Origin of the sequence: Luteibacter sp. UNC138MFCol5.1 (genome assembly GCF_900110505.1) — a bacterium.
In the GTDB taxonomy this organism is placed as follows: Bacteria; Pseudomonadota; Gammaproteobacteria; order Xanthomonadales; family Rhodanobacteraceae; genus Luteibacter.
The window spans coordinates 131850-154092 of sequence record NZ_FODZ01000007.1; the positions used below are offsets into that span (position 1 = coordinate 131850).

Below are 22243 nucleotides of genomic sequence, written 5' to 3' on the forward strand. Positions count from 1 at the left end.
TCGCCGATACGATCGGCTCCCACCCCTTCGGTAGTAAGGCTGCTACCAGCCGATCGCATCGGCGATCGGGGAGCCGCCCCGATCCACCCAGGGCGTTATCATGGGCGATCCCCCGCGACCGCACGGCTTCCCATGTCCATCTTCCGCTTCGCCCTGGCCCAATTCGACTTTCCCGTAGGCGCCACCGCGGACAACGCGAAGCGCGTCAAGGCGCTGGCCGATGAAGCCCGCGATCGCCTTGGCGCCTCGCTGATCGCCTTCCCCGAGCTGACGATCTCCGGTTACCCACCGGAAGACCTGCTCCAGCGGCCGAGCTTCCTCGAGGCCTGCGGCAGGGAACTGACCGACCTGGCGCCGCAGGTGACGGGCATCGCCGCGGTGGTGGGGCATCCGGCGTCGAAGGGCGTGGTGTACAACGCCGCGTCGCTCCTTCGCGAGGGTCGCGTGGAGTGGACGTACCACAAGCAGGCACTGCCCAATTACACCGTCTTCGACGAGAAGCGTTATTTCGAGCACGGCGAGGCGACGCGCGTGTTCACGATCGAGGGCGTGCGCGTCGGCATGCTGATCTGCGAGGACATCTGGGAGGCCGAGCCGGCCGCCCACGCCGCCGACGCGGGCGCGGAGCTGATCCTCGTGATCAACGCGTCGCCATACGACCGCCGGCAGGCCGCGACGCGCGAGGAACTCCTGCGCCGGCGCGCCACCGAGAACGGCGTGCCGATCGCCTATGTGAACCTCGTCGGCGGGCAGGACGACCTGCTCTTCGACGGCCATTCGCTGCTGGTGCAGGCCGACGGCGAGATCGCCGCCCGCGCGCCGTCGTTCGAAGACATGCTGCTGGCCGTGGAATTCGATACGGTGTCGAAGCGCCTGAAGGCCGTCGACTGGCCGGCTGCCGATACGCGTTCGCCGGAAGCGATCATGTACGCGGGCATCGTGCGCGGCATCCGCGATTACATCGGCAAGAACCGATTCTCCGGCGTGCTGCTTGGCCTCTCGGGCGGCATCGATTCCGCGCTCACGCTGGCGCTGGCCGTCGACGCGCTGGGCAAGGACAAGGTCACCGCGGTGATGATGCCCACCGAGTACACGTCGGACCTGTCGCTGCGCGAAGCGAAGGCGCAGGCCGAGCACCTCGGCGTGGAGTACCACGTGCTGCCGATCGAGGGCATCTACGAGGCGTTTACCGGCGCGCTCGCGCCGGTGTTCCAGGGTCGCGAGCCGGACATCACCGAAGAGAACCTCCAGTCCCGCACGCGCGGCGTGCTGCTGATGGCGATGTCGAACAAGACAGGCAGGCTGCTGCTGTCGACGGGTAACAAGAGCGAGATGGCGGTGGGCTACGCCACGCTCTACGGCGACATGTGCGGTGCGTACGCGCCGCTGAAGGACGTCTACAAGACCACCGTCTACGCTCTTTCGCGCTGGCGCGCCGCGATCGACGGCGCGATTCCGGTCGCCGTGATCGACCGCCCGCCGTCCGCCGAGCTCCGCCACGAGCAGACCGACCAGGATTCCCTGCCGCCCTACGACGAGCTGGATGCGATCCTCGAGCACTTCATCGAGGGCGAGGCGTCCGCGGAAGACATCATCGTCGCGGGACACGACGACGCGACCGTGCGCCGCGTCATCCGGATGGTCTTCGTCAACGAGTTCAAGCGCCGCCAGTCCGCGCCGGGCCCGCGCGTGACCACGAAGGCCTTCGGCCGCGAACGCCGTTATCCGATCACGTCCGGGTGGCGGTGAGAGGCTAGCGACGCGGTCATTCCGGTGAAAGCCGGGATTCGTCGCGAAAACCGACTGCACCGCCGTGGGCCCCGGCGTGCGCCGGGGCGACGGTGAGGGGTGCTCGCGACGTCGTCATCCCGGCGAACGCCGGGATCCACGGCCTCGGTCCACGGGCGGACCTCTCCGCGAAAACCGACCGCATCGCCGTGGGCCCCGGCGTGCGCCGGGGCGACGGTGAGGGGTGCTTGCGACGGCGTCATCCCGGCGAACGCCGGGACCCACGGCCTCGGTCTACGGGCGGACCTCTCCGCGAAAACCGACCGCATCGCCGTGGGCCCCGGCGTGCGCCGGGGCGACGGTGAGTGGGTGCTCGCGACGTCGTCATCCCGGCGAACGCCGGGATCCACGTCCTCGGTCCACGGGCGGGCCTTTCCGCGAAAACCGATCGCCTCGCCGCGGGCCCCGGCGTGCGCCGGGGCGACGGTGAGGGGGTGCTCGCGACGTCGTCATCCCGGCGAACGCCGGGATCCACGGCCTCGGTCCACGGGCGGACCTCTCCGCGAAAACCGACCGCATCGCCGTGGGCCCCGGCGTGCGCCTGGGCGACGGTGAGTGGGTGCTCGCGACGTCGTCATTCCGGCGGACGCCGGGATCCACGGCCTCGGTCCACGGGCAGGGCGGTGCGCATGAAAAAGCCGGCTTTCGCCGGCTTTTTCGTCAAGCGTGTCGCGAGGGGCTCAATGGTGACCCGAGAACGGGATCGCCTTGCGCCAGACCGACGGGTGGTGCGGCCAGTTGGCGTCGGTCAGGTACGGGTGGTCCGGGTAGTTCAGGGCCAGCACCTGGCGGGTCTGGTCGGCGAGCGGCTGGCGGTCGAGGGCGATGTAGCTGCGCGTCAGGATCGCCAGGGCGTCGGCCGTGGCCGGCGACTGCTGGTAGTGCTCGATGACGTACTGGGCGCGGTTGGCCGAAGCGATGTACGCCTTGGTGCGCAGGTAGTACTCGGCGACGTTGATCTCGAAGCGGGCCAGCTGGTTGCGCAGGAAGATCATGCGCTGGCGGGCGTCCGTGGCGTAGGCGCTGTTCGGATAGCGGCGCGTCAGCTGGCTGAAATCGTCGAACGCGGTCAGGTTGAAGCCCTGGTCGCGGCGGGTCGAGGCGCCGTCGCCACGCTGCAGGTAGCGCTCGATGATGCCGCCCGTACGGTCGAAATTGATCAGACCGCGCAGGTAATAGGCATAATCTGCATGCTTGTGGGTCGGAAACGTCTTGATGAAGCGGTTGATCGTCGAGTAAGCGTCGTCCGGCTTGTTGTCTTTGTACTGCGCGTAAGCCAGTTCGATCTGGGCCTGCTCGTTGATGTCACCCGACGGGAAGCGCGCGATCAGTCGCTCGTAGGCCTTCTCGGCCGCGGCGTAGTCGGAATGCTCCAGCGATTCATGGGCGTTGGCATAGAGCCGTTCGACCGGCATCGTGTCGATCGTCTCCTTCTTGCTGCGGAACATCGAGCAGGCGCTCATCGACAGGGCGAGGACGAGCAGAATGGTGATCTTGGTTGCACGCATTGAGAGAGTTCGGATGCTTGAGCGAAACGGCATGATAGCCGAAACCGGCCGCGGGCCGGGCGAGGCGGTATGACGACGGTACGACATGAGGCCACCGTGCCGGTAGCGGCGGCGGGTCGGCGTTTCGACCAGTCGCTGGCCGAGATGTTCCCCGATTACTCCCGATCCCGCCTCACGGGCTGGATCAAGGAGGGCAAGGTGTTGCTGGACGGCGCTCCGGCGGCCCCCCGGCACCTGCTGCGCGGGGGCGAGCGCGTGGAGCTGGAGGCCGAACTGGCCACCGAGGTGGACGCGCAGCCCGAGGACATCGCCCTCGACATCCGTTACGAGGACGACGACCTGATGGTGATCGACAAGCCCGTGGGGCTGGTCGTGCACCCCGGGGCCGGCAATCCGGCGGGGACGATGCTGAACGCGCTGCTGCACCACAGCCCGGCGCTGGCGGAACTGCCCCGCGGTGGCATCGTCCACCGCCTGGACAAGGACACCGCGGGCCTGATGGTGGTGGCCAAGAGCATCGCGGCCCATACGGCCCTGGTGGCCATGCTGGCGCGCCACGACGTCCACCGGCAGTACGAGGCCGTGGTGCTGGGCACCATGGTGGCGGGCGGCACGGTGGACCAGCCCATCGGCCGGCACCAGCACGACCGCCTGAAACAGGGCGTCCGCGACGTGGAGGATGGCGGCAAGGAGGCGGTGACCCATTACCGCGTCCGCGAGCGCTTCCGCGCGCACAGCGTCATCCAGTGCAACCTGGAGACCGGCCGGACCCACCAGATTCGCGTGCACATGGCGCACCTGGGCCACCCGCTCGTGGGCGACCAGCTCTACGGCAACGGCCTGCGGCTGCCGCGCGGCGCGAGCCAGGAGCTGATCGACGCCCTGCGCGGCTTCCGTCGCCAGGCGCTGCATGCCGAGAACCTGGCCTTCGAGCACCCGATCACGGGCGAGTACCTCAGCTTCGACTCGCCGCGCCCGGCGGATCAGGAAGCGCTGATCGAGGCGCTCCGGGCCGATACGGCGCTCCATCCCATCGAGGACTGACGTGACCGAGCCCTGGATCGTTCCCGACTGGAGCGCGCCCGAGAACATCGGGTCGGCGGTGTCGACCCGGCTCGGGCCGGGAGTTTCCGTCGCGCCGTACGACCGGCTGAACCTCGGCCTGCGTTCCGGGGACGACCTCGCGGCGGTGATCGCCAACCGCGAAGCGCTGGCCCTGGCCCTGCACCTCCCGGAGCGGCCCCTCTGGCTGAGACAGGTCCACGGGACCGTCGTGGCGGATGCCATGACGCCGGGCGACGACGAGCCGGAGGCCGATGCGGCCGTGGCCCGCGGGCCCGGCAAGGCGCTGGCGATCCTCACGGCCGATTGCCTGCCGGTGCTTTTCGCCTCGGACGACGGCGGCACCATCGGCGCCGCTCATGCGGGCTGGCGCGGTCTCGCGGGCGGCGTGCTGGAGAACACGGTGGCGCGGATGGACCTGCCGCCGTCGACGATCCAGGCGTGGCTCGGCCCGGCCATCGGCGGGCCGTCGTACGAGGTGGGCGCCGAAGTGCGCGGCGCCTTCGTCGAGGCGGATCCCGGCGCGGAGGCCGCCTTCACCCCAACGCGGCCGGGCCACTGGCTGTGCGATCTGTACGTGCTGGCGCGCCGCAGGCTGGCCGCGGTCGGCGTCGGACGGGTGTCGGGCGGCGGATTCGACACGTTCCGCGATGCCCGGCTCTACTCGTACCGCCGGGACGGCGCGGCGAGCGGGCGGTTCGCGTCGGTGATCTGGACGAAGTAGCCGGACGCAACGGCATCCGTAGGAGCGGACCTGGCCGCGATGGGTGCTCGCGGCAAGCATCCATCGCGCCCAGGTGCGCTCCCACAGGGGGCATCAGGCATGCCAGGCGTCAGGGCACGGCGCGGCGAGCGGGCGGTTCGAAGTAGCCGGACGCAACCGCGTCCGTAGGAGCGGACCTGGCCGCGATGGGTGCTCGCGGCAAGCATTCATCGCGCCCAGGTGCGCTCCCACAGGGGGGGCATGAGGCATGCCAGGCGTCAGGGGGCCGTCATCGGCGTCGGCACGTAGATTTCCGGTTTGACTCGCGGTGGCTCGGTGAGCGCATGCAGGAACGCGTTGCGCCACGTGGTGATGTCGTTGCGTTCCAGCACGTCCATCATCGACTGCCAGCGCATGCGGCGCTCCTTCAGCGGCATCTCCAGCGCGCGCTTCAGCGCTTCGGAAACCTCGTCGAGGTCGGACGGGTTCACCAGCAGGGCGGCGTCCAGTTCCTGCGCCGCGCCGGCGAAGCGCGACAGGACGAGCACGCCCGGATCCTGGGGATCCTGGCAGGCGACGTATTCCTTCGCCACGAGGTTCATGCCGTCGCGTAGCGGCGTGACCAGGCCCACCTTCGCCACCCGGAAGTAACCCGCCAGCACCTTGTGCCCGAAGGACTTGTTGACGTACCGGATGGGCACCCAGTCCGGCTCGGCGTACTGGCCGTTGATGTGACCGGCACTGCGCTCGAGCTCGCGACGCAACGAGCGGTATTCCGGCACGTCGGAGCGCGAGGGCGGGGCGATCTGCAGCAGCGAGACGCGGCCGCGCATGTCCTTGTGGTCGCGCAGGAGGCGGGCGAAGCCCTCGAAGCGCTCCGGAAGGCCCTTGGAGTAGTCGAGGCGGTCCACGCCGATGATCAGCGAGCGGTCGTCGATCGAGGCCTTGAGCCGCGCCACGGCGCCACTGTCTTCCGCCCGGTGCGCCAGTTCGACCGCTTCCGCGGTGTCGATGCTGATCGGGAACACGCCGGCGCGGAAGATGCGTCCGTTGGCGGCGCGGATGCGGCCGCCGGTGCGCATCGCCGCGCCCAGCTCGTGCAGGAAATAGTCCTCGAGCGCGCGCAGGTCGCGCTGCGTGTGCAAGCCGACGAGATCGTACGAGGCCAGCGGCTCCAGCAGTTCGCGGTGCCGGGGCAGGGTGATCAGCAGGCCCGCGGCGGGCAGCGGCGTGTGCAGGAAGAAACCGATCCGGTTCTCGACGCCCAGTTCGCGCAGCATCGCGGCCAGCGGGATCAGGTGGTAATCGTGCACCCAGATGATGTCGTCCTTGCGGAGCAGCTTTGCCACCCGCTTGGCGAAGATCCGGTTGACCCGCAGGTACCCTTCGAGGTGGTCGCGGCGGTAATCGACCAGGTCGGCCCGATAATGGAACAGCGGCCAGAGGGCCCGGTTCGCGAAGCCGCTGTAATAGTCGTCATGGTCCGCCTTGGACATGTCGATCGTGGCGTAGCTGATGTGGCCGTCCTCGACCTCGTGCAACTCCTTGCCCGTTTCGGCGGCGATGTTCCCGCTCCAGCCGAACCACAGCCCACCCATTTCCTGCAGCGCCGCGTTCATCGCGGACGCCAGTCCACCGGTCTGCGTCTGCTTCGGCAGCGCGACACGGTTAGATATGACGACTAGTCGGCTCATTTTTCGCTCGCGGCTCCTTGCGTCAACAGGGCTTTCACGGAATCCAGCCAAGCATGGACATCGGCCGGGCTAGACAATGTGAACGCCGCTTGTGACGGCACCCTTTCACCGACGCGGATCGACACGCCGCCGCGCTCGTTGACGACCGCGAAGGCGTGCTCGTCGGTGAGGTCGTCGCCGAGGTAGATGGGCGTGCGGCCGCGGAACGGCGGGGCGTCGAGGAAGGCCGCGACCGCCGCGCCCTTGTCCATCCCGCGTGGCTTGAACTCGTAGACGAAGTTGCCCGGCTGGAGCTCGAACCCGGGGAAGCGCCGGACGATCGCAGGTGCGATCCGGCCGAGCTCGTCGGCACGCTCGGGGTGCTCGCGGCAATGCAGGGCGACCGACCAGCTCTTGTCCTCCACGCGTACTCCCGGCAGCAGGGCCGCGAGATCGTGGACGGCGGCGCGCAAGGCCTTCAGTTCAGCCTCGTCGATCCGGACGGCGGTACGGTGGCCGTCGCCGTCACGCCGTTCGAGCCCGTGCTGGCCGGCGGCCGCCCACTCGCAGCGGGCGAAGATGCGGTCGAGGCCCGAGATGGCGCGGCCGCTGACGAGGGCGATCGCCCCGCCGAGGGCGTCGTGCAGCGCATCGAGGGTGTCCATCAGGCCGTCGGCGACGAACACGGCGTCCGGATCGTCGGCGAACGCGAGCAGCGTGCCGTCCGCGTCGAGAAAAAGAGCACTATCGCGGGAGACGAGCTCCACGGGAGGCGAGGGCAGGGTGTCGCGGGCGGCGTTCACGGTGACTCCAGGGACATCGACCCTGTCAGGATGCCTCCGGAGCCGTGAAAAAAGCGCTGCGTCGACCGTCCCCAGCCGTTGAAGGCGCCGGGTGCGGGCCGCATCTGTTTCATCAGAGGCGGTCGCGGGGAGGGCCCGGGGCGCGCCAACATCTTCGGGAGACACCTACCATGCGAATGGACAAACTGACGTCGCGCTTCCAGCAGGCGCTGGCTGACGCGCAGTCGCTGGCCGTCGGCCGCGACAACAACATCCTCGAACCGGCGCACCTGCTCGCCGCGCTGCTCGACCAGCAGGGCGGCTCGACGGGTCCGTTGCTGACCCAGGCGCAGGTCAACGTGCCCGCGCTGCGCCAGCGCGTGAGCGAGATCCTCGACCGGCTGCCGAAGGTCAGCGGCCAGGAAGGCAACATCAGCCTGGGCAACGACCTCAACCGCCTGCTCAACCTCACCGACAAGCTGGCACAGCAGCGTGGCGACCAGTTCGTCGCCAGCGAGCTGTTCCTGCTGGCCGCCCTGGACGACCGTGGCGAGGTCGGCGGCGCGCTGAAAGCCGCCGGCGCGACGAAAGAGCGTATCGAGGCCGCGATCGAAAAACTCCGCGGCGGCGAGAAGGTGCAGTCCGAGAACGCCGAAGAGCAGCGCCAGGCGCTGGAGAAGTACACCATCGACCTCACCGAGCGCGCCGAGAGCGGCAAGCTCGATCCGGTGATCGGCCGCGACGAGGAGATCCGTCGCACGATCCAGGTGCTGCAGCGCCGGACGAAGAACAACCCGGTGCTGATCGGCGAGCCGGGCGTGGGCAAGACGGCGATCGTCGAGGGCCTCGCGCAGCGCATCGTCAACGGCGAGGTGCCCGAGGGCCTGCGCGACAAGCGCGTGCTTTCGCTCGACATGGGCGCGCTGATCGCGGGCGCGAAGTTCCGCGGCGAATTCGAGGAACGGCTGAAGGGCGTGCTCAACGATCTTTCGAAGCAGGAAGGTCGCGTGATCCTCTTCATCGACGAGCTGCACACGATGGTCGGCGCCGGCAAGGCCGATGGCGCGATGGACGCCGGCAACATGCTCAAGCCCGCGCTGGCGCGTGGCGAGCTGCATTGCATCGGCGCGACGACGCTCGACGAATACCGCAAGTACGTCGAGAAGGATGCCGCGCTCGAGCGCCGTTTCCAGAAGGTCTATGTGGGTGAGCCGAGCGTGGAGGACACGATCGCGATCCTGCGTGGCCTGAAGGAGCGCTACGCCGTGCACCACGGCGTGGAGATCACCGATCCCGCGATCGTCGCGGCGGCCACGCTGTCGGCGCGCTACATCCCCGATCGCCAGCTTCCCGACAAGGCCATCGACCTGATGGACGAGGCGGCGTCGCGCATCCGCATGGAGATCGACTCCAAGCCGGAAGAGCTCGATCGCCTCGAGCGCCGCCTGATCCAGCTGAAGATCCAGCGCGAGATGCTGAAGAAGGAGCAGGACGACGAGTCGAAGCAGCGCCTTGCCACCCTCGAGGCCGACATCGAAAAGCTCGACCGCGAATTCTCCGACCTCAACGAGGTGTGGAAGTCAGAGAAGGCCACGCTGCAGGGTGCGACGAAGATCAAGGAACAGATCGAGCAGGCGCGCCTCGAACTCGAAGCCGCGCAGCGTCGCCAGGACTACGGTGCGATGAGCGAGATCCAGTACGGCCGCCTGCCGGCGCTGGAAGCGCAGCTCGCCGCCGCGCAGCAGGCCGAGAAGCAGGACTTCACGCTGCTGCAGGACCGCGTCACGGCGGAGGAAATCGCGGAAGTGGTCGCGCGCTGGACCGGCATTCCCGTGTCGAAGATGCTCGAAGGCGAGCGCGAGAAGCTGTTGCACATGGAAGAGGCGTTGCATGCGCGCGTCGTCGGCCAGGACGAGGCGGTGCGCGCGGTGTCCGACGCGATCCGTCGCGCGCGTGCCGGCCTGTCGGATCCGAACCGCCCGTACGGCTCGTTCCTGTTCCTCGGCCCCACCGGCGTGGGCAAGACCGAACTGTGCAAGGCGCTGGCCGATTTCCTCTTCGACACGCAGGACGCGATGGTCCGCATCGACATGAGCGAGTTCATGGAGAAGCATTCCGTGAGCCGTCTGGTCGGCGCGCCTCCGGGTTATGTCGGCTATGAGGAAGGTGGCTACCTCACCGAAGCGGTGCGCCGTCGCCCGTACAGCGTGATCCTGCTCGACGAGGTCGAGAAGGCGCATCCGGACGTCTTCAACATCCTGCTCCAGGTGCTGGACGACGGCCGGCTCACGGACGGGCAGGGCCGCACCGTCGACTTCCGCAACACGGTCATCGTCATGACGTCGAACCTCGGATCGAACCTGATCCAGGAACAGGCCGGCGACAGCGAAGCCGACTACCTGCAGATGAAGGCCTCCGTGCTCGGCGTGGTGCAGGCGCACTTCCGCCCCGAGTTCATCAACCGCCTCGACGACCTCGTGGTGTTCCGTCCGCTCGACAAGAAGCAGATCCGTTCGATCGCGCGTATCCAGCTCGACTACCTGGCCAAGCGTCTGGCCGAACGCCAGCTCGGCCTGGAGATCACCGACGCGGCGCTCGACCTGCTCGGAAGCGCGGGCTTCGATCCGGTCTACGGCGCGCGCCCGCTCAAGCGCGCGATCCAGCAGCAGCTGGAGAACCCGCTGGCGCAGCGCATCCTGCAGGGCGCGTTCTCGCCGGGGCAGACGGTGAAGGTGGACTCCGATGGCAACCATCTGAGCTTCGTCGCGGTGTGACCGAAGGGCCATCGTGCATCCGTGCACGATGGCCCTCCCGCCGCCGTCGGCTCAGAAGCGGAAGCCGACCTTCGCGTAGTAGTACCGCCCGTTGAAGCCGAACGGCGAGAGCGACGAGTACTGCAGGCCGCTGAAATAATCCTCGCCGGTGTTCGTCGGGCTCACGCGCGTCGGGTACTGGTTGGTCGCGTTGTCGACGCCGAGCGTGAAGCTCCACGCGTCGAGCGTGTAACCCACGGAGGTGTTCAGCAGCCACCGCGCGGCGAACGTCTGGTCGGTTGACGCGTCCGTCGTCACGCGCGTGACGGTGCCGTACCGCGTGAGGTCCGCGTGGGCACGGAAGCCGGCGAGCGACCAGTCGCCACCGAGGACGAACTTGGTGCGCGGCGTGGCGCGGGTCAGCAGGCCCTGGCTCGCACGGCCGAACAGCTCGATGCCTTCCGACGCGTTCGCCTGCAGGATGGCCGGGGTGGCGGCCACGTCGAGCACCTTCACCTTGTTGTAGTTGCCGCTGGCCATCAGGTTGAACTCGCCGGCGTTCGTCGTCGGGATGCGGTAGTTGATCACGAGGTCCGCGCCGCGCGTGCGCGTGGTCGCCGCGTTGGCGAAGTACTGGACGGCGGTGACCTGCTGGCCGGGCACGACGCTGTTGAAGTACGCGGCGAGCACGGGGTCGGTCAGGCTGATCGTGTCGGAGTAGAGGATCTGGTTCCAGATGCGTATCTGGTACACGTCCAGCGTGGCGCTCAGGTTCGCGATCGGCTCCCACACCGCGCCGATGCCGTAGTTGGCGGATTTCTCGGGCTTCAGCGCCTTCGCGCCGAGGGCGATCGCCGCGGGGTCGGAGGTGCGGTAGGTGCCGGTCTGCGCGAGCTGTCCCGTGCTCGGGTCGATGATGGTCACCACCGACTGGTAGTTCTGCTGGGCGAGCGACGGTGCGCGGAAGCCGTTGGAGATCGTGCCGCGCAGTGCGAACGTGGGCGTGAACTGGTAGCGCATGGAGACCTTGCCCGAACGCGTCGACCCGGCGTCGCTGTAATGCTCGTAGCGCCCGGCGACGCCGGCGGAGAAGCGGTCGGTGACATCGGTTTCGAGATCGACGTAGGCGGCCTCGCTGTGGCGGGTGAAGCTGCCGGCGGCGGAGGGCGGTAGACCCGGGAAGACCTGCGCGCCGCCTGCGTACGGCGCGTCGGTGCCCGGGATCAGCGTCGCCGGGTTGAAGTAGTACGAATCCGGATCGCCCGCGTCGATCTGGTACTTCTCCCTGCGGTACTCGGCGCCGAACGCGAGGGTGAGCGGGTTGGGCAACCAGCCCACGCTGAAATCCTTGCCGATGTCGACGTTGGCGAGCGCCTGCGAGTTCTTGAAGGTGCCCGCGTTGAAATACGTCGGCGAATTGCCGGTGGAATAGAAGAGGTTGGTGTTGATGCTGTTGGCGACGTCGAAGACGAGCGAATTGATGCCGTAGTTGCCCGACGCGTCCCAGCGCCAGCCGCCGTCGGTCGTGCCTTTCACGCCGAGGATGGCCGTGCTGTCGTTCGTGTGGTTCACGATCTGCGGAAGGAAACCGTCCGGGTACACCTCGGGCACGTTGCGCGCGTTCGTGGCGCCGCGGTAGTAGCCGTTCGAGGTCACGTCGCGCCGGCTCAGGCTGAGCACGCCGTACACGTCGACGTTGTGCGCCACGGCGTACTGGAAATTGGTGAGCGCCTGGTACGTCTTGATCGCGGGGTCGCCATAACGCTGGTGCGCGATGTTTCCGTCGGCCGCTTCCTCCGGCGTGAACAGCCCGACGGACGCGGCGCGGTTGGTGTTCATCGAGTTCTGGTAGTTCCACGCGACGCGGAGCCAGCCCTTCGCATCGGCGCCCTTGCCGCCGAGGTCGATGCCCACGGAGCCGTCGATGCCGTTCGTGGCACCGTCGCCCTTGTCCATGATGCCGCCGTTGGCGGTGATCACGTTCGATCCCGCGGCGGCGCCGTGCTTGAGCACGATGTTGATCACGCCCGCGATGGCGTCGGAGCCGTACTGCGCCGCTGCGCCGTCGCGCAGGACCTCGATGTGGTCGATCGCCGAGATGGGAATGGAGTTCAGGTCGGCCGGCGCCGAACCGCGGCCGACGGAGGGGTTGTAATTGACCAGCGCCGAGGTGTGATAGCGCTTGCCGTCGACGAGGACGAGGGTCGCGTCGGGCGACAGGCCGCGCAGGCTCGCCGGGCGGATCGCGTCGTTGCCGTCGTTGATGGCGGGGCGCGGGAAGTCGAGCGACGGAAGCAGTCGGGCCAGCGCGGTGGCCAGTTCGGTGCTGCCGGTGGAGGTGAGGTCGCGTGGCGTGAGCACGTCGATCGGGGAGAGCGAACTGGCTTCGGTGCGCGTCGTCGATCGGGTACCGGTCACGACGACCTGGTCGAGCTGGCGTGCCTCGCTCGCCTGCGGCGGCGGGCTGGCGTCCTGCGCGTAACCCGGTGTCACGATCATGAGTCCCAGGGTCGGCAGCCAGCGGGTGGCGGGTTTGCGTCGGAGGATCTTGCCTTTCGTCATCGGTGGGTTCCCCAGGGCGAGCTCGTCGTCACGCGGGGCGCGGCACACCCCGCGACACGGCCGGCGGCCGTGCTGGAATCCAAGCTAGGCAGGGCTGCTGCGGCGCGTCAATAAGACGGTTTCACTTTGCGCCAACCGGGGGAAAAACAGCGAGCATGTGTCTTGAATTAAGGACTTGGTACGAAACTGGCTTGTTTCTCCATTTTGGTGCAAGGCAGAATCGTCACCGCGCCGGAACTCGTCGCGATGCCTCGCGCAGCGGTCTCCGCATTGAAAAGGGGCGATGCCACCCGATAATGGCCGGCTGGTACATCCGAGGACGTCTTCCCATGCCCATCTACGAATTCCAGTGCCAGGCCTGCGGCCACCGCTTCGAACGGTTGCAGAAGATCTCCGACGCCGACCCCGCCGTGTGCCCGAACTGCGGCGAGCCGCGCGTCGGCCGGATGCTGAGCGCGCCGCAATTCCGGCTCGCAGGCGGTGGCTGGTACGAAACCGATTTCAAGAAGGACGGCGATCGCAAGCGCAACCTCGTCGAAGGGTCGACCGGTGCGCCCGCGGCAAGCCCCGCGGCCGCGCCCGCTCCGGCGCCCTCGCCGGCACCCACGACCGGTAGCAAGCCTTCGTCCGACTGAGCGTCCAGGAAAACGCCGGATAACCGGAACGGCGGCCTACAGACGTGATCGGCAGATTCCTACGATCCGTTCAAACATCGTTTCGTATTCCTCCGATAGCTTGGCGCCACACACATCGGAGGTAGGGACATGAAACGCATTCTGGGACTGGCCGCCACCATCGCGCTCGGCGCCGCCGCGTTCACGGCCGCGCCCGCGGCGCACGCGCAGCGGGGTGGCGACACCGTCAACTGCTACAGCGACAACGGGCGTCGGTCCTACTGCCGGGTGCCGTGGCGCGACGCCCGGCTGGTCCGTCAGGATTCGAAGACGGCCTGCATCCGTGGCCGCACCTGGGACATCGACCGCGGCGGCCTCTGGGTCGACGACGGCTGCCGCGGCATCTTCCAGGAGGCCCGTGGCTGGGGCGGCGGACGTCCGGGCGGTGGCTGGGGCCACGATGACGACGATCGCCCGGGCTGGGGCGGCGGCCGCCCCGGTGGTGGCGGTGGACAGATCGTCAGCTGCGACAGCAACGACAACAAGCGGGTGTTCTGCCGCTGGCCCATCGGTCGAGGTGCACGCCTCGTCCAGCAGACCTCGAAGAACCAGTGTCGCGAGGGCTACAGCTACGGCTTCACCCGGGACGGCATCTGGGCGGATCACGGCTGCCGGGGCCAGTTCGACATCGGCCGCTGAGGCCGTTTCCGGCAGGTGGGTGACCCCGGCTCGTGATACGATCCGGGGTCTTTTCCCCCGCCTTTGATCGCCCACGCGGCAGCCGGAGCTCCAAGCGCATGCGCACCCATTTTTGCGGCCTCATCGACGAGTCGCTGATCGGCCAGGACGTCACCCTTTGCGGGTGGGTCAACACCCTCCGGCTGCAGAGCCACGTGGCCTTCGTCGACCTCCGCGACCATGAGGGCGTCGCCCAGGTCGTGATCGAACGCGAGAACGCCGACGCCTTCGCCGTCGCGGGCGAACTGGGTTACGAATACGTGGTCAGGGTCACCGGGCAGATCCGCAAGCGCCTGTCGGCGAACGACAAGCTGAAGACCGGCACCGTCGAGCTGATCGCCGACAAGGTCGAGATCCTCAACGCCGCGCGCGACCTGCCCTTCGCGCTGCACGAGAATCCGAACGAGGACATGCGGATGACCTACCGCTACCTCGACCTGCGCCGTCCGGAGATGCAGAAGATGATGCGCACGCGCACCGCGCTGGTGCGCGAGCTGCGTCGCTACCTCGACGCCGCGGGCTTCCAGGACATCGAGACGCCGATCCTCACGAAGGCCACGCCGGAAGGCGCCCGCGATTACCTGGTGCCGAGCCGCGTGCATCCGGGCCAGTTCTACGCGCTGCCGCAGTCGCCGCAGCTGTTCAAGCAGATCCTGATGATGGCGGGCTTCGATCGCTACTACCAGATCGCCCGCTGCTTCCGCGACGAAGACCTGCGCGCCGATCGCCAGCCGGAATTCACGCAGCTCGACCTCGAGTTCGCGTTCGTTCAAGAGCACGACGTGCAGGACTTCGTCGAAAACCTCATCCGCCACGTGTTCCGCGAGGTGCGCGGCGTCGAACTCGACGCCAGCTTCCCGCGCATGACGTACGAGGAAGCGATGCGCCGCTTCGGCTCCGACAAGCCCGACCTGCGCAACCCGCTCGAACTCGTCGACGTCGCCGACGCCGTGAAGCACATCGAGTTCAAGGTGTTCGCCGAGCCGGCGAACGATCCGGCCGGACGCGTGGCCGCGCTGCGCGTGCCCGGTGGCGCCGAGCTTTCGCGCAAGGACATCGACGGCCTCGCCGAGTACGCCGGAAAGTACGGTGCGAAGGGCCTCGCCTGGCTGAAGGTCGACGACCTGGCCAAGGGCCGCGAAGGCATCAACTCGCCGGTCGCGAAGTTCCTCGACGACGCCGCGCTCGCGCAGGTGCTCGCGCTCACGGGCGCCGCGAATGGCGACATCGTGTTCTTCGGCGCGGGTCGCTGGAAGACGGTCACCGACTTCATGGGCGCCGTGCGCCTGAAGGTGGGTCGCGATCGCGGCCTGGTGGAGAACGCCTGGAAGCCGCTGTGGGTCACCGACTTCCCGATGTTCGAATACGACGAGGAAGAGAAGCGCTTCGTCGCGCTCCACCATCCGTTCACCGCGCCGAAGGTCGACGACATCGCCGATCTGCGCGCGAACGCGGCCGTCGCGGTAAGCCGTGGTTACGACATGGTGCTCAACGGTAACGAGATCGGCGGCGGTTCGATCCGTATCCATCGCCCCGAGATGCAGAGCGCGGTGTTCGACCTGCTCGGCATCGGCGCGGAAGAGGCGCAGGGCAAGTTCGGCTTCCTGCTCGACGCCCTGCGCATGGGCGCGCCGCCCCATGGCGGCCTGGCCTTCGGCATCGACCGCATCGCCGCCCTGATGGCCGGCACGGAATCGATCCGCGACGTGATCGCCTTCCCGAAGACCACCAGCGCCCAGGACCTGATGACCGACGCGCCGTCGCCGGTCTCCGAGCCGCAGCTGAAGGAACTCCACGTCCGCGTCGCCGCGGAGCCGGCGAAGGCCTGATCCTCGTGGAAGACGTCAGCGCCCCGCAGCCCGATGTCCTGTTGTTGCACGGGTTGTGGATGCGCGGCTTCGCCATGGCGATGCTGCACCGTCGCCTGCGCGAGGAGGGTTTCCGGGTCCACCAGTTCGAATACATGAGCGTCGCCGCGCCGCCGGAACAGGCGATCGCGCGCCTGCGCAAGCGTATCCGCAGCCTGGAGCCCGGGCCGGTGCACGTGGTGGGGCACAGCCTCGGCGGCATCCTCGCGCTGCTGGCCTGCCGCGACGACGATCTGCCGGACGGTCGCATCGTCTGCCTCGGCTCGCCCCTCAATGGCAGCGGTGCCGCGCGGGGGCTCACGCACCGTTGGGGTGGCGACATGCTGCTCGGTCGTTCGAAGGAACTGCTCGAGCACGGCCTCGACCGCTGGGATGGTCATCGCGAGGTCGGCGTGATCGCCGGCCGCCAGCCGGTGGGCCTCGGCTCGCTCGTCGGCGACGTCGGTTCCGAGCACGACGGTTCGGTCGGCGTGGAAGAAACGCGCCTGCCCGGCCTGACCGCCCATTGCATCCTCGAGACCAGCCATACCGGCATGCTGGTTTCCGCGGACGTGGCACGCCAGGCGGCGGTGTTCCTCAGGGAAGGGCGGTTCGACACCGAGGCGTGACCGGCCGCGCGCAAGGCGCGCTCCTACGCTAGAATCCCGCCCCTGTCCTTCCGGTATCACCAGGAATCGAACATGGGTAGAGGCCCTTCCATCGAAGGTCGCAAGAACGCCGAAGACGCCAAGCGCGCCAAGGTGTTCACCAAGCTGATCCGCGAAATCACCATCGCTACCCGCGGCGGCGTGCCCGACCCGAACGGCAATCCGCGCCTGCGCGCGGCCGTCGACAAGGCGCTGGCCGCGAACATGACCAAGGACACCATCGAGCGCGCCATCAAGCGCGGCTCCGGTGCCGACGGCGGCGCGGACATGCACGAGATCCGCTACGAGGGCTACGGCCCGGCGGGTACCGCGCTGATCATCGACTGCGTCACCGACAACCAGACCCGCACCGTCGCCGACGTGCGCGCGGCGCTGAACAAGCTCGGCGGCAACATGGGCACCACCAATTCGGTGGCGTTCCAGTTCACCCGCGTGGGCCAGGTCGTGGTCCACACCGGCGGCGACGCCGATGTCGAGGCGAAGCTCGAAGAAGCCGCCATCGAGAACAACGCCGAGGACATCGTCATCGAGAACGGTGTCGGCACGGTGCTGCTCGCCGCCGATCCGATCGCGGTGGAAGCCATGCGCAAGGCGCTGTCGACCGCCGGTTTCGACATCGACGGCTCCGACGTCGTCATGCGCCCGAACGGCCCGCTGGTCACCCCGACCGGCGAGGCCCTGGAGCAGTTCCAGAAGCTGCTCGAGCGCCTCAACGGGCTCGACGACGTGGACGAGGTCTACCACAACGCCGTCCTGCCTCAGGAAGCGGACGACGAGTGAGGCCCTTGCGGTCTCCTTCGCCACGCGCGCAAGCTGCCTTCCGTCATGACCCGCATTCTCGGCATCGACCCGGGTAGCCAGCGCACGGGCGTCGGCGTCATCGACGTCGCGCCCGGTGGCGCCATCAGCCATGTCTGGCATGGCGCCCTCGTGGTGGTCGGGGAGGAAACCTTCCCGCTTCGCCTGAAACGCATCTTTGACGGGTTGTGCGGCATCATCGGCACGCACGGTCCGGCGGAAGCCGCGATCGAGCGTGTCTTCATGGCGCGCAACGCGGATTCGGCCCTCAAGCTGGGCCAGGCGCGCGGCGCGGCCGTCTGTGCCGTGGTCAGCCAGGGAATCGTCGTGCACGAATATGCAGCGACCGAGGTCAAGCAGGCGGTGGTCGGTACCGGCCGCGCCGACAAGACCCAGGTCCAGCACATGATCGGGATGATCCTCGGCATCAAGGGTCCGCTGCAGGCGGACGCCGCCGACGCGCTGGCGATCGCGATCGCCCACGCGCATACCCGGTCCAGTATCGAACGCGTGGGTATCCCGCGCACGGCATGGAGACGTCGCCGATGATCGGCCGCCTGCGTGGCACTCTCATCACCAAGCAGCCGCCGTCGCTCCTCATCGAGGTGGGCGGCGTCGGTTACGAAGTCGACGCCCCGATGTCGACGATCTACGACCTCCCGGCCACGGGCAAGGAAGTGACCCTCCTCACGCATTACGCGGTGAAGGAAGACGGCGTGGCGCTCTACGGCTTCCTGCGCGAAGCCGAGCGGGCCATGTTCCGCCACCTGCTCAAGGTCAGCGGCATCGGCGCGAAGATCGCGCTGGCCGTGCTTTCGGGCGTGGCGACGGACGAACTCTCGCGCCTGGTGCATGCCGGCGACGTCGTGGCGCTGACGAAGATCCCGGGTATCGGCAAGAAGACCGCCGAGCGCATGGTCGTCGAGCTGCGCGACCGCGTCGACGCCGTGGGCGTGCGGCTGCCGGTGAGCGCCGTGGGCGACGCGGCACCGGTCGATCCGGTGGGCGAGGCGACCGTGGCCCTGCAGCAACTCGGTTACAAGCCGGTGGAAGCCTCGCGACTGGTCCAGAAGGCCGCCGCCGACGGTGACACCGCCGAAGCCATCATCCGCAAGGCGCTGCGCGCCGCGTTGGGGACCTGATCCATGGGCCAGCACAACCACGCCGAAGAGCTGCAGAACGCGCACGGCAAAAAACTCGCCGCGCTCGCGCTCGGTGCCATCGGCATCGTGTTCGGTGACATCGGCACCAGCCCGCTGTACACCATGAAGGAAACGCTCGGCACGCACGGTATGACGCCCGAGCCGATGGCCGTGCTCGGCGTGCTCTCGCTGATCTTCTGGTCGCTGCTGATGGTGATCTCGCTGAAGTACGTCACGTTCGTGATGCGGGCGGACAACAAGGGCGAGGGCGGCATCATGGCCCTGATGGCCCTGGCCCAGCGAAGCATGAGCGGATCGCCGCGCGCGCGCTGGGTGCTGGCCGCCATCGGCATCTTCGGCGCGTCGCTGTTCTACGGCGATGGTGTCATCACGCCGGCGATGTCGGTGCTCTCCGCCGTGGAGGGCCTCGAGGTGGCGGCGCCGTCGCTCGACACGTACATCCTGCCGATCTGCCTCGTGATCCTGCTGGTGCTGTTCGCCATCCAGCGCCACGGCACGGAGATCGTCGGCAAGGCGTTCGCGCCGGTGATGACGACCTGGTTCCTCGTGCTCGCCTGGCTCGGCCTGCGCCAGCTGATCGCGCACCCCGAGGTGCTCTGGGCGCTGAATCCGAAGTACGCGGTGCACTTCTTCATGGAGCACGGGCGCCAGGCGTTCATCGCGCTGGGCGGCGTGGTGCTGGCGCTGACCGGTGGCGAGGCCCTCTACGCGGACATGGGCCACTTCGGCAAGAAGCCGATCCGGATGGCCTGGTTCTTCTTCGTGCTGCCTGCGCTGCTCATCAATTACTTCGGTCAGGGCGCGCTGCTGCTGCACAATCCGGACGCCATCGAGAACCCGTTCTACAAGATGGTTCCCGAAGACCTGCTCTACCCGATGATCGCCCTGGCGACGGCCTCGGCGGTGATCGCCTCCCAGGCGGTGATCTCCGGCGCGTTCTCGATGACCCGCGAAGCCATGTCGCTAGGCTACTCGCCGCGCATGGCCGTCGTGCATACGTCGCATGAGATGTCGGGCCAGATCTTCGTGCCCTGGGTGAACCGCCTCCTGCTCGTGCTGGTGTTCCTCGCCGTCATCGGCTTCCGCTCGTCGAACAACCTCGGCGCGGCGTACGGCATCGCGGTGACCGGCACGATGACGATGACCACGCTGCTGGCGCTGGTCGTCGCGCGCCGCCGCTGGCACTGGCACTGGTCCGCGGTCATCACCGTGGGCGTCATCTTCCTCATCGCGGACCTGGCCTTCTTCGGCGCCAACGCGCTGAAGATCGCGCACGGCGGCTGGTTCCCGCTGGTGCTTGGCGTGGTGATCTTCACGGTGATGACGACGTGGCGGCGGGGCAGGGACCTCGTCGTGCGCGAGATCAAGCAGTCGGGCCTCGCGCTGGAACCGTTCGTGGCGAACATCGCCGACCATCCGCCGGTGATCGTCCCCGGCACGGCCGTGTTCCTCACCGCGAACCAGAACGCCGTGCCCCACGCGATGCTGCACAACCTCAAGCACAACAAGGTGCTGCACGAACGCAACGTGCTGCTGACGGTGGAGATGCTGGAAACGCCCGTCGCCGATTACGACGAGCGCATGGAAGTCATCGAGTACGGCAGCGGTTTCTACGGCCTGCAGCTGCGCTACGGTTTCGCGGAAGACCCGAACATCCCGCTGTCGTTGTCGCGCGCCAGCGCGAAGGGCCTCGACTTCGACATGATGGACACCACGTTCTTCCTGTCGCGCGAAACCATCGTCGCGGACATCCGCCGCCCCGGCATGGCGATGTGGCGCGACAAGCTCTTCGCCTTCCTCGCCCGCAACGCGCTACCCGCGACCGCGTTCTTCCAGATCCCGGGTAACCGCCTGATCGAGCTGGGCGCGCAGGTGGAAATCTAGCGCTGGCGCGAGTGCTGCCGGCGGGCGAAGGGTACTCGCAAAGAGCACCCTTCGCGGCGAACCGCTTACGGGATCAGGAATCCACCAGCTTCCGGGCGATTTCCAGAAGGCGGGCCTGATTAGCCTCCCCTGCCTCAATGCGGAGAGGTTGCAGCTCGAGCGAATAGAGCTTGCGGTGATTTTCCCAGCTGACGGAGACAAGGGTGCGTCCCGACGTGCTGCGTGCGGTCCTCATGCTTGCCTGCTGCCCGTTCACGTCGGTGTTCACCCACTCCTGAACCACCGTGACGGAGTCCTTACTTGCGGCATGATCTCTCTCTTCGAGTATGACGAGGCCGAGGTCGGCGACTTCGAACGTCCTTGAGAGACCCGTCCACTTCCCCTCGAGGTAGTTTCCACCAAGACGCACTTCCAGCAGGCTGGCTGACGACAACGCAGAGGTTCCGAGATGGATTGGCTTGACCAGGATGTCGTTCTGAATTTCAGTCAAGGAGTGGAAGGTTCGGTCGTGGCGAGGAATGTATCCGCGCTGACTGGCAGCGGCTCTTACCGCGGCTCGTAGGTCCGGAACCGCGTGGTTTTCCGCCAAATAATAGCCACGACTCCGCTGTTCATCGATCTGCTTTTTTATCACCTTCGCCTGTTCAGGAGTGCTCCACGTGTCGCTTAGTGGGACCGTGTGGAGCCCCGGCGTCGGGTCGAACTTGCGCAGGTCGACTCCAGCGTCGAGCGCCGCATCGACCTCTACGCGCGAGAACGTCGGCGGCGCCACCGGCAGCAATCCGGGTCTGCTCTGGCTTGAAGCCGTGCAGCTGATAAGACAGGCGACGGGTAGAACTAAGCAAAGCGCTTTCTTATGGCTCATATCACCATTCTCCCAGGTTGCAATCCGTGGCGATGGTCTGCGTATAAAGGTTGCGACCCCATCTATCTGTAAAAAGATGCGTTCCAGTTACTGTGTTTCTGGAAGAATCGAAACGGTCTCCAGCATACGATCGCCATGTGAAGCTTTTTCTCGCGGAGACGGCGTGGCCACCTACAGAGCCAAAGCCGACGTGCTGACTGATTGTCGTCATCCAGTAGCTGTCGAGGCCGGGCCTGTCGTATGTGACGGACTCATTGATTGCCCCGGCGATGCAATTGGCTCGGCTTAGCGACTTGATTTCTGCGGTGGCGTCAGTCGCCATAATGGTGAGGATGGATGCGATGAGTATCTGAGCCTTCATTCGTGCTCCTTCATTCGATGCCCTGATGGGCTTCGACAAAATAGGAGCCGCGTTGCCGGAGTTGCAGTCGACCTCTACCTCGACGGTGTCCGATCTAACGCCACACGTTTGCGTAGGCCGGTAGGATTTAATGTGTGAGGCTGCGCCGTGATCCTCAAAGAGTCGGGCCAGGCTCTTCCGAAGCGGTATGAGAGCTCAAGGCAGTCATGGGCGGGCGCGGGGCAGGAGTAAAATATCTACACCTATTGCGGGTACGCCCTTAAGAATCATCTGGACAACTACGGTGCGGAATTGATGATCAGCGGCTTGCGTTGTGTTGACCAGTTCCTAAGCACCGTCGGTGTGCGGCGTAGGAGCGCGCCCTGCGCGCGACATGTTTTGGCCGTGAGCTTCAGGGCCTGAGCTCCTCGCGAAAGGAGGTCGCGCGCAGGGCGCGCTCCTACGGCCGCGTTATCCACATGTCGTGTGGATACG

18 protein-coding genes are annotated in these 22243 nt (G+C 67.4%); 12 read left to right on the plus strand and 6 right to left on the minus strand.

Annotated features, from left to right (window positions below; all coding sequences use genetic code 11):
• Positions 1–132: 132 nt before the first annotated feature.
• Positions 133–1749 (plus strand): NAD+ synthase, encoded by a 1617-nt coding sequence (locus BMY69_RS17515; RefSeq protein ID WP_090180723.1) that lies wholly within the window; start codon positions 133–135, stop codon positions 1747–1749.
• A 719-nt stretch (positions 1750–2468) separates the two neighbouring features.
• Here BMY69_RS17515 and BMY69_RS17520 read toward each other — a convergent pair.
• Positions 2469–3296, minus strand: coding sequence for an outer membrane protein assembly factor BamD (locus BMY69_RS17520; RefSeq protein ID WP_090180725.1), 828 nt, complete (start codon positions 3294–3296; stop codon positions 2469–2471).
• Between the two features lie 69 nt (positions 3297–3365).
• Here BMY69_RS17520 and rluD point away from each other — a divergent pair, with 69 nt between their 5' ends.
• Together rluD and pgeF are read left to right on the plus strand one after the other, a co-directional pair.
• Positions 3366–4340 carry a 23S rRNA pseudouridine(1911/1915/1917) synthase RluD gene (rluD, locus tag BMY69_RS17525; RefSeq protein WP_090055213.1) on the plus strand — a complete coding sequence of 325 codons (975 nt, stop codon included), beginning with the start codon at positions 3366–3368 and terminating at the stop codon, positions 4338–4340.
• A gap of 1 nt (position 4341) precedes the next feature.
• Entirely contained in the window at positions 4342–5082 is a 741-nt protein-coding gene (gene pgeF, locus BMY69_RS17530) for a peptidoglycan editing factor PgeF (RefSeq protein WP_090180728.1), read from the plus strand.
• 257 nt (positions 5083–5339) lie between these two features.
• On the opposite strand, the gene otsA is transcribed toward pgeF, so the two are convergent.
• Positions 5340–6755, minus strand: coding sequence for an alpha,alpha-trehalose-phosphate synthase (UDP-forming) (otsA, locus tag BMY69_RS17535; protein WP_090055210.1), 1416 nt, complete (start codon positions 6753–6755; stop codon positions 5340–5342).
• Positions 6752–7537: a trehalose-phosphatase gene (gene otsB / locus BMY69_RS17540; RefSeq protein ID WP_175472826.1), complete on the minus strand. Its 786-nt coding sequence runs from the start codon at positions 7535–7537 to the stop codon at positions 6752–6754. The genes otsA and otsB overlap by 4 nt, the downstream gene beginning before the upstream one ends.
• A 170-nt stretch (positions 7538–7707) precedes the next feature.
• Here otsB and clpB point away from each other — a divergent pair, with 170 nt between their 5' ends.
• A complete protein-coding gene (clpB, locus tag BMY69_RS17545) occupies positions 7708–10290 on the plus strand; it encodes an ATP-dependent chaperone ClpB (protein ID WP_090180734.1) in 2583 nt (860 codons plus the stop codon).
• A 51-nt stretch (positions 10291–10341) separates the two neighbouring features.
• Here clpB and BMY69_RS17550 read toward each other — a convergent pair whose 3' ends face one another.
• Positions 10342–12768: a TonB-dependent receptor domain-containing protein gene (locus BMY69_RS17550; protein ID WP_090055929.1), complete on the minus strand. Its 2427-nt coding sequence runs from the start codon at positions 12766–12768 to the stop codon at positions 10342–10344.
• Positions 12769–13160: 392 nt separating this feature from the next.
• On the opposite strand from BMY69_RS17550, the gene BMY69_RS17555 reads away from it, so the two are divergent.
• The 8 genes from BMY69_RS17555 to BMY69_RS17590 all read left to right on the plus strand — a co-directional run bounded on the left by BMY69_RS17555 (position 13161) and on the right by BMY69_RS17590 (position 20543).
• The gene (locus BMY69_RS17555) at positions 13161–13466 is read left to right on the plus strand and encodes an FmdB family zinc ribbon protein (RefSeq protein ID WP_090180736.1); all 306 of its coding nucleotides are present in this window, start codon (positions 13161–13163) and stop codon (positions 13464–13466) included.
• A 129-nt stretch (positions 13467–13595) separates the two neighbouring features.
• Positions 13596–14144, plus strand: coding sequence for a DUF3011 domain-containing protein (locus BMY69_RS17560; RefSeq protein ID WP_090180739.1), 549 nt, complete (start codon positions 13596–13598; stop codon positions 14142–14144).
• 98 nt (positions 14145–14242) lie between these two features.
• Positions 14243–16012 (plus strand): aspartate--tRNA ligase, encoded by a 1770-nt coding sequence (gene aspS, locus BMY69_RS17565; protein WP_090180742.1) that lies wholly within the window; start codon positions 14243–14245, stop codon positions 16010–16012.
• 5 nt (positions 16013–16017) lie between these two features.
• The gene (locus BMY69_RS17570) at positions 16018–16659 is read left to right on the plus strand and encodes an esterase/lipase family protein (RefSeq protein WP_255364602.1); all 642 of its coding nucleotides are present in this window, start codon (positions 16018–16020) and stop codon (positions 16657–16659) included.
• Positions 16660–16731: 72 nt separating this feature from the next.
• A complete protein-coding gene (locus BMY69_RS17575; RefSeq protein WP_090055198.1) occupies positions 16732–17478 on the plus strand; it encodes a YebC/PmpR family DNA-binding transcriptional regulator in 747 nt (248 codons plus the stop codon).
• A 45-nt stretch (positions 17479–17523) separates the two neighbouring features.
• A complete protein-coding gene (gene ruvC, locus BMY69_RS17580) occupies positions 17524–18045 on the plus strand; it encodes a crossover junction endodeoxyribonuclease RuvC (protein WP_090055196.1) in 522 nt (173 codons plus the stop codon).
• Positions 18042–18638: a Holliday junction branch migration protein RuvA gene (gene ruvA / locus BMY69_RS17585; protein ID WP_090055927.1), complete on the plus strand. Its 597-nt coding sequence runs from the start codon at positions 18042–18044 to the stop codon at positions 18636–18638. Before ruvC ends, ruvA begins: the two co-directional genes overlap by 4 nt.
• A 3-nt stretch (positions 18639–18641) precedes the next feature.
• On the plus strand, positions 18642–20543 hold the full coding sequence (locus BMY69_RS17590; protein WP_090055195.1) for a potassium transporter Kup: 1902 nt from the start codon (positions 18642–18644) through the stop codon (positions 20541–20543).
• 73 nt (positions 20544–20616) lie between these two features.
• Here the strand turns inward: BMY69_RS17590 and BMY69_RS17595 are convergent, their stop codons facing one another.
• The gene (locus BMY69_RS17595; protein WP_143070511.1) at positions 20617–21408 is read right to left on the minus strand and encodes a hypothetical protein; all 792 of its coding nucleotides are present in this window, start codon (positions 21406–21408) and stop codon (positions 20617–20619) included.
• A gap of 1 nt (position 21409) precedes the next feature.
• Positions 21410–21769, minus strand: a complete 360-nt coding sequence (locus tag BMY69_RS19445; protein ID WP_143070512.1) for a hypothetical protein — start codon at positions 21767–21769, stop codon at positions 21410–21412.
• Between the last annotated feature and the right edge of the window lie 474 nt (positions 21770–22243).

Coding starts and splice junctions, on each gene's coding strand:
- BMY69_RS17515 (WP_090180723.1), top strand. CDS start 133: ATGTCCATCTTCCGCTTCGCCCTGGCCCAATTCGACTTTCCCGTAGGC.
- BMY69_RS17520 (WP_090180725.1), bottom strand. CDS start 3,296: ATGCGTGCAACCAAGATCACCATTCTGCTCGTCCTCGCCCTGTCGATG.
- rluD (WP_090055213.1), top strand. CDS start 3,366: ATGACGACGGTACGACATGAGGCCACCGTGCCGGTAGCGGCGGCGGGT.
- otsA (WP_090055210.1), bottom strand. CDS start 6,755: ATGAGCCGACTAGTCGTCATATCTAACCGTGTCGCGCTGCCGAAGCAG.
- clpB (WP_090180734.1), top strand. CDS start 7,708: ATGCGAATGGACAAACTGACGTCGCGCTTCCAGCAGGCGCTGGCTGAC.
- BMY69_RS17550 (WP_090055929.1), bottom strand. CDS start 12,768: ATGATCGTGACACCGGGTTACGCGCAGGACGCCAGCCCGCCGCCGCAG.
- BMY69_RS17555 (WP_090180736.1), top strand. CDS start 13,161: ATGCCCATCTACGAATTCCAGTGCCAGGCCTGCGGCCACCGCTTCGAA.
- BMY69_RS17560 (WP_090180739.1), top strand. CDS start 13,596: ATGAAACGCATTCTGGGACTGGCCGCCACCATCGCGCTCGGCGCCGCC.
- aspS (WP_090180742.1), top strand. CDS start 14,243: ATGCGCACCCATTTTTGCGGCCTCATCGACGAGTCGCTGATCGGCCAG.
- BMY69_RS17575 (WP_090055198.1), top strand. CDS start 16,732: ATGGGTAGAGGCCCTTCCATCGAAGGTCGCAAGAACGCCGAAGACGCC.
- ruvC (WP_090055196.1), top strand. CDS start 17,524: ATGACCCGCATTCTCGGCATCGACCCGGGTAGCCAGCGCACGGGCGTC.
- ruvA (WP_090055927.1), top strand. CDS start 18,042: ATGATCGGCCGCCTGCGTGGCACTCTCATCACCAAGCAGCCGCCGTCG.
- BMY69_RS17590 (WP_090055195.1), top strand. CDS start 18,642: ATGGGCCAGCACAACCACGCCGAAGAGCTGCAGAACGCGCACGGCAAA.
- BMY69_RS17595 (WP_143070511.1), bottom strand. CDS start 21,408: ATGAGCCATAAGAAAGCGCTTTGCTTAGTTCTACCCGTCGCCTGTCTT.
- BMY69_RS19445 (WP_143070512.1), bottom strand. CDS start 21,769: ATGAAGGCTCAGATACTCATCGCATCCATCCTCACCATTATGGCGACT.